Below are 12,038 nucleotides of genomic sequence, written 5' to 3'. Positions count from 1 at the left end.
TGTGAACACGCGATTGGTGCATTGCGCGGCCTTGTTTGGCTAGTCGCCACCGGCCACGTCAGCACGGTCGGTGTCAAGGACCACCTCGACGCAGACATTGTCCCCGTGGGTCTTACCCAAGGACTTCTGAACATCTTTGCGCACACCAAGCCGATGCTGACCGCCGTAAGGAGCCAGCGAGCCGGTGTAGTCCACGCGGTCGTCGAACCGCGCTTTGACCGGCACTCGCGTCCGAACACCGAAAACGTCAACCGCGTCAAAGGGAAACGTTACGTAGGCTCCGGGGCCGTCAGGGCGTTCGATGACAGCATCGAAGGCAATCGGCCCAGGGTCGCGATACTGCACCATGGCTTCAGGTTAACTAGTCAAGATGATGCCGGCCGCTCAAGCTGATCCACCAGCACCGCGCCGTCGGACCGGTCCTCGAGCGTGTGCAGCAAGATGTCTTCGCCTGTGGCCGTGAGGCGAACGATCTGCGCCAATTGCCCAGGGGCATCGCACTGAAGATAGTGATCGGCGCTCGGCACCACCCAATACCGGCTTCGACCGGACATGTCCCGCAGATGCGCCCGCCAGACATGGTTCGCAACGCGCAACGGTGCGACACTGTCGTGTAAGCCCCAGACCAGCGTGACATTGAGCGGAAGCTTGGAAAGCGCTTCTAGCCAACCGGTTTCACCCGCCGCACGCTCATTGAGGTACTGAATGGTATCGGGCAACACGCGGATTCCGTCGTTGTGGGCAAAGCACTTCGCCAAAGCGGCGATCTCCGGGTCCTCAAGTGTCCGCCGCGGCATAAACGTGCTCATTCCCAGGCCGGCCGCCAGCAGCTCGGGCGTCGTCGCCGCCGCAGTGGCGCGTCCCGTCGTCGGTGCGAGCAGTGCGGTCTGAAAGGTGGTGAGGTTGGCCAGCGGCAGATAAATGTTGGCGTTGGTCAAGATGACGTCCACGGGCAGGGCCGCTTCGTTGGCCAACATGTCCAGCGCGATCATGCCGACACTGCTGCCGCGATCATGGGTCAGCATCCGGTATTCGGTCAGCTTCCACACCTGCGTGATGGCGTGGACAAGCAAGCGCGCGTCGTCGTACAACGAATAGACGTACGGCTCCGGCGGCTTGTCCGACAATCCATAGCCCGGAAAGTCCAGCAGAAAGATGTCGAACTCTGAACTCAGTTCACGCGCCAAGCCGAAGTAGTCGATGCTCGACGTCGGGAAGCCGTGCAGCAACACCAGTGCTGGTGCTCCCGATGTGCCACAACGGCGGCTGAACACCGTGACTTCTTGTCCATCGTTGGCGGCGGTTGTCGACCGCCAGCGCAATTTGGTCCCGCCGCTCTGCCATTCAGTAAAGATGTCCACGGTGCAAGCTTTTCAGGTGTTTGGTACCGAGGGAAGTGCAGTTTAGGCATCGAGCGGCTGTAACGGGTGCAAAGTCGCAACCAGATAACGCCAAGAAATCGCTAATCAAAAAGAACGATAACGAATCTCCACGCACTCGCCGTGTCGCGCGAAAATCATGGCCAAATAGCTTCAGCCACGCCCATCCGACAGCGAGTTCTGGCATCCCATGACTGACGAAAGTGCGCCAGAGATAGGGGGATCGTGCTCAAGCGGTTCCGGGCTGTCCTCATCATGCTCGCGGCTTTCGCGGCGGGAGGCGGCGTGGCCGTTGCCGATTCCGGGGACTTTGTCACCATGAGCTCGTGCGAACAGCGCACATTGGTCCTGACCGCCTTTCCGGCCGAAGCTGACGCCGTTCTTGCCCGCACCACACTCGATCCGAACCCTGTCGTGATCGCCAACCGCCGGCATTTTTACCTCGGCTCGATCGCCGGCAAGAAGGTGATCGTGGCGATGACTTACATCGGCATGGTCAACGCCACCCAGGCGACCGAGACGGCATTGGCACGCTTCACGTGTGCGTCCGGCATTGCCGTTGGCGCCGTGGTGTTTTCGGGAGTCGCAGGAGGCGCTGGGCGCACCAGCATCGGAGATGTCGCGGTCCCCGCTCGGTGGACTCTCGACAACGGCGCGACATGGATGGCAGTCGATCCCGGGATGCTGGCTACGGCCCAGACACTCGCTGTCAGCCTGAGCGGCATCAACCGCCTTGGCGATCCCTTGTGTCTGTGCCACCGCCTCGGCAAGTTCGTGCTGCTCGATCTGCACCGCCAGCCGCAGCTTATCGTCGGCGGCGACGGCATGAGCCGCGACAACAACAATGGCCAGGCGTTCCCCTGTGTCCCCAACAGCGGCAACGTCTTTGGCTGTCAGCCCTGCACCGTACCGGATCGCTCAATCTTTTACAGCGGCAACTTTTTCCAGGCGATCGGACCGTGGTTGACCAAAGGTCTGCTCAGCAACTTGAGGATCGACACGGGCCAAAACCCGGCATTCGATGCGGTGGACCAGGAGACGGCCGCGGCGCAGGCGGTCGCTAGTGCGCATGGCGTCCCGTTCCTGGGAATCCGCGGCATGTCGGACGGGCCGGGTGACCCACTGCACCTGCCGGACTTCCCGTTCCAGTTCTTCTTTTACAAGCAGATCGCGGCGGAGAACGCCGCACTAGTCACGGAGGCATTCCTGCAGAACTGGGCCGGCCCCTGACTTGCGGCTATTCGAGGCCGCGGGCAACGGGGCGGTTTGGATCCGAGCTCCACTGCGACCATGACCCGGGAAACAGCGCGACCTCAGAACCCTGCGCAGCGAGCGCCGCGACGACAACGCTCGCGGTGACACCGGAGCCGCAGTACGCGCCCAGCGGAGCGCCGCGATCAATGCCGCGATCGGACAGCAGCTGCACAAGCGTGTCCTCGCCGACAAACGTCCCGTCGCCGGTAAGCACGGCGCCGCTTGGTAGGTTCTTCGCTCCGGGGATATGACCGGCGACCGCGTCGACAGGCTCATCGTCGCCGCGGAAGCGATCGGGTGCGCGCGCATCGAGTAGCGTCACGATCCCCGCGCCGGCTTGTTCCGCTGTTAAGGTCGGGCGGGCACCGGCGTACAAATCGTCGTGCGGCACAGTCACATTCCCCGGTCGCGGAGTGACCGGACCGGTCTCCAAGCCCCTGCCGCCAGACCGCCACGCGGCCAGACCGCCGTCCAGAATGTGGACATTCGGGAGCCCGGCCGCGGTTAGCACCCACCACGCTCGCGAAGAAGCCGCCCGATTCCAATCGTCATAGACCACCACTGGCGCGTCCTGTTGCACGCCCCACCGGCGCGCCGCGGACTCCAGGTTGCGCCCCGAAGGCAGTGGGTGACGGCCACGGCCGGCGATCGTGTGGTCGCTGAGCTCCTCCTCGAGTGACACATACACCGCACCCGGGATGTGGCCCTGGTCATAGGCCGGACGCCCGTCAGGTTCATCGAGCCGCCATCGCACATCCAATATGGCTACCGGGGTGTCAGCCCGGATTAGTTCAGCCAGTCCTGCGCTGCTGATCAGTACGTGATCGCGTGCATTCACCGATGCGCCTCCTCGTTGTCTGCGACGATAATCTCTCAATTGTGACGCGACATCGTGGCGGACGGACCTTCACGACGGGGTTAGCGCTCGGCGTCGCGTTAGCTCTGGTGACTGCCGTGTCCGCGGAGGCGGTTCCCAACACGAAGTGCACACTGACGACGACAGTTCAGGAAGTCCGGAGTGTGTCTCAATTGCCGCAGGAGCTTCTCGAGCTGTTCCCGCCCATCGCCGATAGCGGCGCACCGTTCAACAAGACGGACTCGGTCGACGACCCAAACCTGCCTTTCCGGCGCCTGATTCGGGCGGGCTCGCGCGGCACCGACTGGTTCGTATGGTATGAGCGCGGCGGCATCGGATATTTCTGGCAGGCCGTCGTTGCGCGCGTTGTGCCCGGGGGCGACGCCAAGGTGTTGGCGAACGCGGGAACTGTCTCCGACACGCTGTGCAGCTTTACCGATGGCGTGTTTGCCGGGCAGGTCCCGCCGTATCCGCAAGGCACCTGGGAAGTTTCGTCGTATTAATCGGTTGTGTCAGCCGCGACAATTGGCCAATTGCGGCGCCGTCACCGTTCCGAAAGTGGTGGCAAATGATACCAATGTTAAAGACGTTGTTCGAACCATGTTGCGGCGCAAAATGATCTAGCCCGCTTTGCGCAGGTAGCGAGGCCGGACAACGGTATTGCGCAATGCAGTCACGTTTGAGGTTGCCATCGTTTGGCAATGCCAAAGTATTGCGGTTTGAGACCCCACACTGGCCAACCGCGCCAACGACTACGGCGAAAATGAAGGAGCGCATCGTGAAGTTCACAACCACCACCGTCAAGACGGCCATCGGTGCCGCGGGAATAGCTGCAGTAAGCGCTTTCGCGGCAGCAACTGCATCCGCTATACCGCCAAACATCTAGGGATTCGGTACCACTCAACAGCTAATCAGCGGACCAATGGTTACCGCATACACGGTGAGCAACCTGCAGCCCAGCAGCGTGGCGATTCCCGGCTATACCCCTAGGGGAACGCTCTACCAGGCAGACATAACCGCCAGGTCGGACGGCGGAATGGTCACCCCGATGGTTAAAAACTTCAGCGCCCGCGGGCCCAACGGTCAGACATACAGGCTGATCGAGAGGGCCGGGGCTCCGAATGGCCTTAACCCGGCACCTATCCCTCAAGGCAACGAGTCGACGGGCACCCTGTACTTCGACGTGACGGGCGCGCCACCCAACGGTGTCGTCTATAACGACGGACTGCAAGACATTCTGATCTGGACGTCGAACATGCCGGGGACCGCGGGGCCCGGTGAATTACCGAACTCAGGTCCGGCACCCGGTGGGCTTCCCGGCCCGGCTCACACCTAATCCGGTTGCAAAAATCTCCCTGCGCCACGTCTAGTGGCGTGGGGGGATTTGCGTATTAGGGCCAGGCTTCCCAGCTGATCATGGTGCGCATCGGTCCGGCGAAGACGGGGCGTACCGATGCCGATCGCCACCGCCCTTCGACGATTGGGGCCAGGGCGTCGACAGTGGCAAGCGGGTCGTCGTCGAGATAGACGACGGTGATGTACTGCGGTTCGGTGCGCCACCCCGGGGGCGCGGGGTCCCACGCGGTCGTTGTACCGAAGGTCCACACGCCCGCCACGCCAGAGGTGGCAAGCAGCGCCGGATAGTGTTCGGTGCGTAGCCATTCCAGCCACCCATCAGGCCGCCCCTCGGTGGGCTCCTCGATGATCAGCAGGACGCCGCGGTGCGGACGGAATGGCACTACTTCGGCGGACACCAACGTCGAATACCATTGCAGCAGTTGCAACCCCGCTATTTGCAGCAATGGCCGCCAGACCGGGAAGCGACCTTGATCGCGAAGCGTACGGCCCAGCGCCACGAAGTCGGCGAAGGTCTGACGCACGGGTTCACCGACGAGGTAGTGGACGACATTCCCAACTAGCGGTCCATCGGAAACCAGCCGGTGATCGAGGTATTCGCCATCGGCGATCCATCGCAGTCCGTGCACGATGCCCGGTAGCTGGTATTGCTCCGGCATGTGATCTAACAGATGCCACCGCAGATAACTACCGTCGTCGTCGGGCGGCGTGGGAGCGGTGAGGCTGAATATGCCCGCCTTGACCCGCATTACGAGGCATTCAGCTCGGCTAGCGACAGCGTGCTCATCGCGGTAGATTCTAACAGTGCTCGAATTAATTCGAACTAAGATCGAATGACCTCCGCGGCGCGACGCGCATACGGCGAACTGGACCGGGCTCAGGTGGTGGCATCCCTACACAGCCTGGCGCGGCGCGTCGGCGTACAGCAAGTGACGATGCGTGAGCTCGCCGCCGAACTCGGCTCGGCCGTACCGTCGGTCTACTACCACGTCGCGGGAAAGCAAGCCGCGCTGGATCTGCTTGCCGAGTCCGTGCTGGCCGACATCCCCGTACCCCAGGCGGGTCCGTGGGACATTCGGCTCACCGAGCTCTACTGTGCCGCACGCGAGGTAATGCTCGGCGTTCCCGGTGTCGCCGGAATCTTGCAGACCAATGGTGACGGCGCCCGCGCCCGCCGACTGGATCGGCTCAGCCGCTCACTTCTCGCCGAAGCCGGCCTCGCGAAAACCGTTGTCAGCACGGCACATACGGTGCTCTACACCTACCTGCTGGGCTCGGTCAGCCTGGAGGAGGCCCGAGGCAAACGCCAGCCCGCCTCGCGTTTCCGTTCCGGGCTTGACGTGATCATCGCCGGGGTCAAGGCCTCATGAACGTGCCAATGCTTAGCTCCATAACCGTCGAAAACCAGGACAGTCCCGCCGACCGTGACGCCGCGGCGGTGCTCAACCCCGACACCTTTGTCCAAGGCGCCCCGTTCGCGGCGCTAACCCGGTTGCGGCTGAACTCACCAGTGCATCCGGTGCAGCTGCGCGGGCTGCCGCGGACATGGTTGTTGACTCGGCACGCCGACGTGCGGCTGGTCAGCCGCGACACCGAAACCTTCACCAGCCGCAACGGGAACACCCTGGTGAAGGCCGAGGCGGGACCCAACTCCGCGATGTTGCCCGGTATCGACCCGCCGCGTCACGTGCACTTCCGCAAGCTCATCAACCAGGGCTTCACCGTCCGCAATGTGCAGCGCCTGGAGCCGCGGATGCGCCGAGTCGCGCGGGACATCGTCGCCAACATCACCGGCAAGGGTGAATTCGACGCCGTGGCAGACATTTCCGCGGAGATGTCACTACAAGTGATCGCCGACGTGCTCGGGGTTCCCGCCGAAGACCGGATGGAGGTTTTCCGGTGGAGCAACGCCATCGGCAGCCTGGGCATCGAAGACCCCGATTACGCACCCACACCCCAGGCGCTTGGACAGGCGGCCGCTGAAATGTTCGCCTACTGCGGCGAACTGGTGGCCCACCGGCGCAAGCACGGTCTCACCGACGACATCTTGTCGGCACTGCTCACGGCGGAGGTTGACGGCGAAAAGCTCAACCGCGATCAACTCAACGAGTTCTTCCTGCTGCTGGCAATCGCGGGCAATGAGACCACCCGAAACACACTCAGCCACGGCATCTTGGCGCTGTCACAACACCCGGAGCAACAGGCGCTGCTTGCCAAAAGCCCGGACGCGATCACGCCCGCCATCGAGGAGCTGCTCCGCTGGGCAACGCCGGTGATGCATTTCCGGCGCACCGTCACCAGCGACGTCGAGATCCGTGGACAACGGATTCCCGCCGGCGACTGGGTGCTGATGCATTACCTGTCGGCCAACCGTGACGAGGAAGTGTTCGATCGTGCCGACGAGTTCGACGTGACGCGCACCGACGCCAATCACGCCGCATTCGGCGGCGGGGGAGTGCACTTCTGTCTTGGCGCTCAACTAGCCCGTCTGGAGTTGCGGGTGATGCTCGAGGAGTTGTACCGAAATGTGCCGGCTCTGAAGGTAACTGGGCCACCCGATCGGCTGCGGTCGTCGTTCTTCCATGGGATCAAGCGCCTACCGTGCAGCGCGAACTAGCCGCTACCTTCGTATGCCTCGGTATCGGCGGGGTCGAGTAGTTGCACTTCCTCTAGATCCATCTCGCGCTGCAACTCGCGCAACACGATGTCGTCGATGAGGTTTTGGTTTCGCAACGTGGTAACGGCGTGGCGCTGGTGGTCGAGCACGCGCAGATGGACCCGTCGGACCAGATCGTTGCGTTGGGCCAGATCGTTTGTCGCCGAGTCGTCGCCGATTTCGCGGACGAGCGCGGCGCGTTCCTCGTACTCCTTTGTCAGGCGCTTCAGGACGTCCGGACCGGCATCGAGCTCGCGGGCGACCTCCGGCAGGATTTCGAGGGCGGCTTCGGCGCTTCGAGTTCGGGCCAGTTGCAGTTCGTCAGCGCGGGCAATGTCTTCGGGCATCCGGGCCCATCGAACGACGGCTGGCAGCGTGCTGCCTTCGACCAAAACGCTGACCAGAATTACCACGGAAACCACGAAGATGATGCGGTTGCGGTCCGGGAACGGGGCGCCGCTGGACGTGGTCAACGGCACCGCTAATGCTGCGGCAAGCGACACGGCTCCTCGGAATCCCGCCCAGCTGGTGACGCAGCGCTGACGGAATCCGACATGACGAGTGGGCTTCTTGAGGACCCTGTCCGCGGCTCGACCGAGCACGGTGGTGAGCTCGACCCAGACGATCCGGGTTGCGATGACGACGCCGGTGACGGCCAGGGCCAGAACCGCTGCGCGGCGCAGGCCACCGTCGGCGTCTGAGATGTGCTGCACCGCGCCCGGGAGTTGGACCCCGACGAACACCCACAACGAGCCGTTGATCAGGAACGTCGAAATGTCCCAGAATGCGTAGGCCTCCAGGCGGGAACGTGCCCGGATTACTTTCGGCCCGACATAGGTGAGCACCAGTGCCGATACCAGGACCGCGACCACTCCGCTGCACTCCAAAGTCTCGGCAAGCAAAAACGCCGCGAACGGCGTCAGCAGGCTCAGGGCACCTTCCTCCAGCGGCGCGTCAATTCGGCGGCGCACCAGGGTCACCAGCGTGCCGACCAACAGCCCGGCCGCGATTCCACCGACATAGGAATAGACAAACCGCCCGGTGAGGGCGGCGGGGCTGACCTCATGTCCGCCGACCGCTACCGACACGGTCACGGCGAACAGCACGAGCGCGGTGCCGTCGTTGATCAGGCTCTCGCCGCGCAGCACGGTGAGGGCCCGGCGGGGCAACTTCTTGGCCAGACCCGCTACGGCGGCCGCGTCGGTAGGGGAGAGCACCGCGCCGAGGACCGCCGCCGCGTGCGACTCCATGCCGAACGCTCGCGCCGTCCACGAAACCGCCACCGCGGTCGCGATCACCAGGCCAACGCTGAACAACACGATGACGCGTAGATTCCAGCGGATCTCGCGAAAGCTGGTGTTCATGCTCTCCCAATAGAGGATCGCCGGCAGGAACAGCAGCAGCACGATCTCGCCGTCGATCTCGACGCTGCCGAAGCGGGGGATCAGACCGAGCAGCCCACCCAAGAAGATGAGCAGGACCGGCGGACCCACGCGATAGCGTCGACCCAGGATCGTGCCCACGACCACGGTGGCGACCAGCGCGACGATTACGACTAGCCCAAACACGCGACCATCCTGCCGTACGCCGGCCGGTTAGTTGCAGTCGCAGCAGTCTCCGCAGTCACAGCAGCAACCGCCATCGCAACAGCTGTCGCAGCAGCAGTCACACCCGCAGTCGCAACAGCAGGCATCGGTGCAGGTGTCCCAGCACCCCTGTTTGCGCTGCGGCACGGGTTCGGGTGGCAGCTCGCCCGGCATGCCGGGGTAGGAGCCAGCGCTCATCGCCTGGTTACCGAAGTTGATCCCTTCCTGCTGGCCGTGCGGCGTTCCGTTGTGCGCGCGAAATGTGCGTGAGACCGCACGGCGGACCTCGCGGGTCAGCAGGCGGCGGGGCAACCGTTCGTCGGTGAAGTCGACGTCGGCCAATGCCAGCTCGATACCCAGCATCGCGTCGTCACACAGGGTCCGAACCTCGTCAACAGATGTGCCGGTGGCGGCCAACGGATTCCACTTCCCGTGCGCGACGTCGTCGCGGTAATCCTCGACCGCGTCGAGCAGGTGCGCCAACCGCCCGAACAGTTGACCGACCTCACGCAGCGGCGCCTCGTTCGCGGGCCGGCCGGCCAACACGGCGGTGTGGGCGAACGCCGCGGCAACGGCCGTCTCCGTCGGCTCGGTCACCGCCAGCAGCGAACTGCCCGGGCCTGCGCTCGCTTCCAGCTCGGCCTGCCGATCCATCGCGGCCACCAGCACGCCGGTATCGAACCCCAGGCTGTGACCGGTTTCGGTGCCCTGGCGCACCCACCGCTCAGCGACCCGGCGTGCAGCGGGACGCACCCCGACCGCGCCGACCAAGCCGTCGCGGTCGTCGACATGATCACGCACCCGCGCGGCGGCAAGCGCCAACGAGACCACGGCGGCCAGCCGCACACACTCGCCGGTCGCCACGTCGGCGCGCTTCATTCCGCGCAACGGGCACGGACCCGCGGTGCGTCGGGTGGGTTGCGCCTGCGACTGCGCCTCGACCAGCAGCGAGACCACTAACCCGTCGTAGTTGGTGGCGATCCGCGCGGTCTGGCCGTAGTCGTCGCGCAATGCCAGGCACAGGCCGCACAACTGGGCTCGCCAGGCCGCCGTGAGTTCGCCGCCGAGCCGATGACGGCAGGGCCTGATGATGCCAAACACGCATCGAAGCTACCGGACAACTAGCTGTTAGCGAGGCAGGTCGTGGGCAAGTCGACCATGGGCTGTGCAGCGCCGTCGACTTCCGGTGCTTAGGTGTCGGGGTGCTTTCCAGTGGCGGTACCCCGCGGGGCCGGGCCACAGGGCCAGCATGACGATCACGAAAAACGTTAGTAGCACCCCGAATTGACCGTTGAGCGCAACCAACATGGCCAGTACCGCGAAACACCCGTTCCGGGCCAGCGTCGGCCAGATCATCACGGGTGTTCACCTCCGGACTCTGGCAGACGTGGAATATTAGATTCTCGTGAAGACTAGGCTCATCGCTGCCGTCGCCATGTTGGTCACCCTGATTGCGGTAGGGGTGGCCGCTTGCTCAACCAAGAGTCAAGCGGCGACCAAGACCATCGACGTCTCCATGGACGATGTGTTGAACCAGACCACCATCAGTCGCGACGTCGCGCTTTCGGTAGGGGACACGCTCAAGGTGTCATTGGGGTCGAATCACAGCACGCCGTTCCGCTGGACGGATGACCCCAAGATCGGCGATTCCACCATCTTGACGCAGTCCAGTCACGAGTATGTGCCTGCAAAAACCGACCTTATTGGAGCCCCGGGTACCGAGGTTTGGACGTTTACAGCGCTGAAGTCCGGGACGACGACCGTTGTTGCCCACTACGCGAGTGTCGTGGGCAGCGATCCGGCACCGACATGCACATTCACCGCGAACGTCACCGTGAAGTAGCTCTGGGCCACGTGGCGCGGGCAGACGCAAAAGCCCCCGAAAACCGCGATTTTCGGGGACTTTTGCGTCTGCTCGGCGGGTCTGCCGGGGCACAATAGCCTGATGACCGCCCCGTATAGCGTTGTGGACTTCCATTTCGACCCGATGTGCCCGTTCGCCTACCAAACTTCGGTGTGGATCCGCGATGTCCGCGCGCAGTTGGGCATCACGGTCAATTGGCGATTCTTCAGCCTGGAGGAGATCAACCGCGTCGAGGGCAAGAAACACCCGTGGGAGCGCGATTGGTCGTACGGCTGGTCATTGATGCGTATCGGTGCGCTGCTGCGTCGCACGGATATGTCGCACCTGGACCGGTGGTATGCCGCGATAGGTCATGAGCTGCACATGGCTGGCGGCAAGCCGCACGATCCCGAAGTGGCGCGACGTCTGCTGGGCGATATCGGCGTTGACGGGGCCGTTCTGGATGCGGCGCTTGATGACCCGACCACTCACGACGAGGTTCGTGCCGAGCACCAGCGGGTTGTCGACGCGGGCGGCTTCGGCGTGCCGACTCTCTTTATCGACGGACAATGCTTGTTTGGGCCGGTGCTAGTGGATCCGCCGACCGGGCCGGCCGCGTTGAAGCTGTGGAGCGTCGTCACCGGCATGGCAGAACTGCCGTACGTTTATGAACTTCAGCGACCGAAGTCTGCGGCCGACGCCGAACTCATCGGACGGAGTTTGCGCCCTTACCTCGATGGGCGTGATTGGGTCAGCATCAATCGCGGTGAAGTGATCGATGTCGAAAGGTTGGCCGGCGGACGGTAGTTCATTAACCCGCCCCAGCCACTTAGGCTAGGAAACCTAGGCATTGTTGACGACGGCCGTTCTCGTTACGCATGCATGCTTATGCATGTAGCTCCGAAAGCTCTATCCCGGAAATAGAACGCATAGGCGGCAGTTTGCGGAGCGTCGTATTACACTGCGGCTCACCCGAATAAACCCTGGCCGACCTGGCCGGTATGTCTCGCTCCAGTGTCCAGTCGCTCGAAAAGGGTAGTGGCTCAATCAAATTTGGATTAGATCGGTTTCGATGATCGACAAACCAAGCGCCTCGCGAAGATGCTGC

General features: G+C 63.5%; 12 protein-coding genes and 1 pseudogene. 7 read left to right on the top strand and 6 right to left on the bottom strand.

Annotated features, from left to right (window positions below):
• Nucleotides 1–39: 39 nt before the first annotated feature.
• Nucleotides 40–348 carry a DUF1905 domain-containing protein gene (locus tag MSIMFI_RS18355; RefSeq protein ID WP_191498528.1) on the bottom strand — a complete coding sequence of 103 codons (309 nt, stop codon included), beginning with the start codon at nucleotides 346–348 and terminating at the stop codon, nucleotides 40–42.
• Between the two features lie 17 nt (nucleotides 349–365).
• Nucleotides 366–1,361, bottom strand: a complete 996-nt coding sequence (locus tag MSIMFI_RS18350) for an alpha/beta fold hydrolase (RefSeq protein ID WP_191498527.1) — start codon at nucleotides 1,359–1,361, stop codon at nucleotides 366–368.
• 243 nt (nucleotides 1,362–1,604) lie between these two features.
• Between MSIMFI_RS18350 and MSIMFI_RS18345 the strand changes: the two genes are divergently transcribed.
• Complete coding sequence (locus tag MSIMFI_RS18345) at nucleotides 1,605–2,609, top strand: 5'-methylthioadenosine/S-adenosylhomocysteine nucleosidase family protein (protein WP_224770312.1); 1,005 nt, start codon at nucleotides 1,605–1,607, stop codon at nucleotides 2,607–2,609.
• A gap of 7 nt (nucleotides 2,610–2,616) precedes the next feature.
• Here the strand turns inward: MSIMFI_RS18345 and MSIMFI_RS18340 are convergent, their stop codons facing one another.
• Nucleotides 2,617–3,471: a sulfurtransferase gene (locus tag MSIMFI_RS18340; protein WP_191498526.1), complete on the bottom strand. Its 855-nt coding sequence runs from the start codon at nucleotides 3,469–3,471 to the stop codon at nucleotides 2,617–2,619.
• Nucleotides 3,472–3,512: 41 nt separating this feature from the next.
• On the opposite strand from MSIMFI_RS18340, the gene MSIMFI_RS18335 reads away from it, so the two are divergent.
• On the top strand, nucleotides 3,513–3,992 hold the full coding sequence (locus MSIMFI_RS18335) for a hypothetical protein (protein WP_224770311.1): 480 nt from the start codon (nucleotides 3,513–3,515) through the stop codon (nucleotides 3,990–3,992).
• Between the two features lie 275 nt (nucleotides 3,993–4,267).
• A pseudogene (locus tag MSIMFI_RS18330) lies at nucleotides 4,268–4,825 on the top strand (MPT63 family protein).
• A 55-nt stretch (nucleotides 4,826–4,880) separates the two neighbouring features.
• Here MSIMFI_RS18330 and MSIMFI_RS18325 read toward each other — a convergent pair.
• A complete protein-coding gene (locus MSIMFI_RS18325; RefSeq protein ID WP_191498525.1) occupies nucleotides 4,881–5,594 on the bottom strand; it encodes a hypothetical protein in 714 nt (237 codons plus the stop codon).
• An 84-nt stretch (nucleotides 5,595–5,678) separates the two neighbouring features.
• Between MSIMFI_RS18325 and MSIMFI_RS18320 the strand changes: the two genes are divergently transcribed.
• Together MSIMFI_RS18320 and MSIMFI_RS18315 are read left to right on the top strand one after the other, a co-directional pair.
• Nucleotides 5,679–6,215 carry a TetR/AcrR family transcriptional regulator gene (locus MSIMFI_RS18320; RefSeq protein WP_191498524.1) on the top strand — a complete coding sequence of 179 codons (537 nt, stop codon included), beginning with the start codon at nucleotides 5,679–5,681 and terminating at the stop codon, nucleotides 6,213–6,215.
• Complete coding sequence (locus tag MSIMFI_RS18315) at nucleotides 6,212–7,462, top strand: cytochrome P450 (RefSeq protein WP_191498523.1); 1,251 nt, start codon at nucleotides 6,212–6,214, stop codon at nucleotides 7,460–7,462. The genes MSIMFI_RS18320 and MSIMFI_RS18315 overlap by 4 nt, the downstream gene beginning before the upstream one ends.
• Here MSIMFI_RS18315 and MSIMFI_RS18310 read toward each other — a convergent pair.
• Both MSIMFI_RS18310 and MSIMFI_RS18305 read right to left on the bottom strand, forming a co-directional pair.
• Nucleotides 7,459–9,069, bottom strand: a complete 1,611-nt coding sequence (locus MSIMFI_RS18310) for a Na+/H+ antiporter (RefSeq protein ID WP_191498522.1) — start codon at nucleotides 9,067–9,069, stop codon at nucleotides 7,459–7,461. The genes MSIMFI_RS18315 and MSIMFI_RS18310 overlap by 4 nt on opposite strands.
• A 27-nt stretch (nucleotides 9,070–9,096) precedes the next feature.
• The gene (locus tag MSIMFI_RS18305; protein ID WP_191498521.1) at nucleotides 9,097–10,188 is read right to left on the bottom strand and encodes a DUF5685 family protein; all 1,092 of its coding nucleotides are present in this window, start codon (nucleotides 10,186–10,188) and stop codon (nucleotides 9,097–9,099) included.
• Between the two features lie 304 nt (nucleotides 10,189–10,492).
• On the opposite strand from MSIMFI_RS18305, the gene MSIMFI_RS18300 reads away from it, so the two are divergent.
• Together MSIMFI_RS18300 and MSIMFI_RS18295 are read left to right on the top strand one after the other, a co-directional pair.
• Nucleotides 10,493–10,930: a protease inhibitor I42 family protein gene (locus MSIMFI_RS18300; protein ID WP_191498520.1), complete on the top strand. Its 438-nt coding sequence runs from the start codon at nucleotides 10,493–10,495 to the stop codon at nucleotides 10,928–10,930.
• 102 nt (nucleotides 10,931–11,032) lie between these two features.
• Nucleotides 11,033–11,737, top strand: a complete 705-nt coding sequence (locus tag MSIMFI_RS18295; RefSeq protein ID WP_191498519.1) for a mycothiol-dependent nitroreductase Rv2466c family protein — start codon at nucleotides 11,033–11,035, stop codon at nucleotides 11,735–11,737.
• Nucleotides 11,738–12,038 lie beyond the last annotated feature (301 nt).

Origin of the sequence: Mycobacterium simulans (assembly GCF_900232995.1) — a bacterium.
Classification (GTDB): Bacteria; Actinomycetota; Actinomycetes; order Mycobacteriales; family Mycobacteriaceae; genus Mycobacterium; species Mycobacterium simulans.
The sequence above is the reverse complement of the archived record's forward strand: the minus strand, read 5'-3'. Positions and strand labels throughout refer to the sequence as shown.

Excerpts from the sequence above, each read along its gene's own strand:
- MSIMFI_RS18355 (WP_191498528.1), bottom strand. The coding sequence starts at position 348 with ATGGTGCAGTATCGCGACCCTGGGCCGATTGCCTTCGATGCTGTCATC.
- MSIMFI_RS18295 (WP_191498519.1), top strand. The coding sequence starts at position 11,033 with ATGACCGCCCCGTATAGCGTTGTGGACTTCCATTTCGACCCGATGTGC.
- MSIMFI_RS18320 (WP_191498524.1), top strand. The coding sequence starts at position 5,679 with ATGACCTCCGCGGCGCGACGCGCATACGGCGAACTGGACCGGGCTCAG.
- MSIMFI_RS18315 (WP_191498523.1), top strand. The coding sequence starts at position 6,212 with ATGAACGTGCCAATGCTTAGCTCCATAACCGTCGAAAACCAGGACAGT.
- MSIMFI_RS18325 (WP_191498525.1), bottom strand. The coding sequence starts at position 5,594 with ATGCGGGTCAAGGCGGGCATATTCAGCCTCACCGCTCCCACGCCGCCC.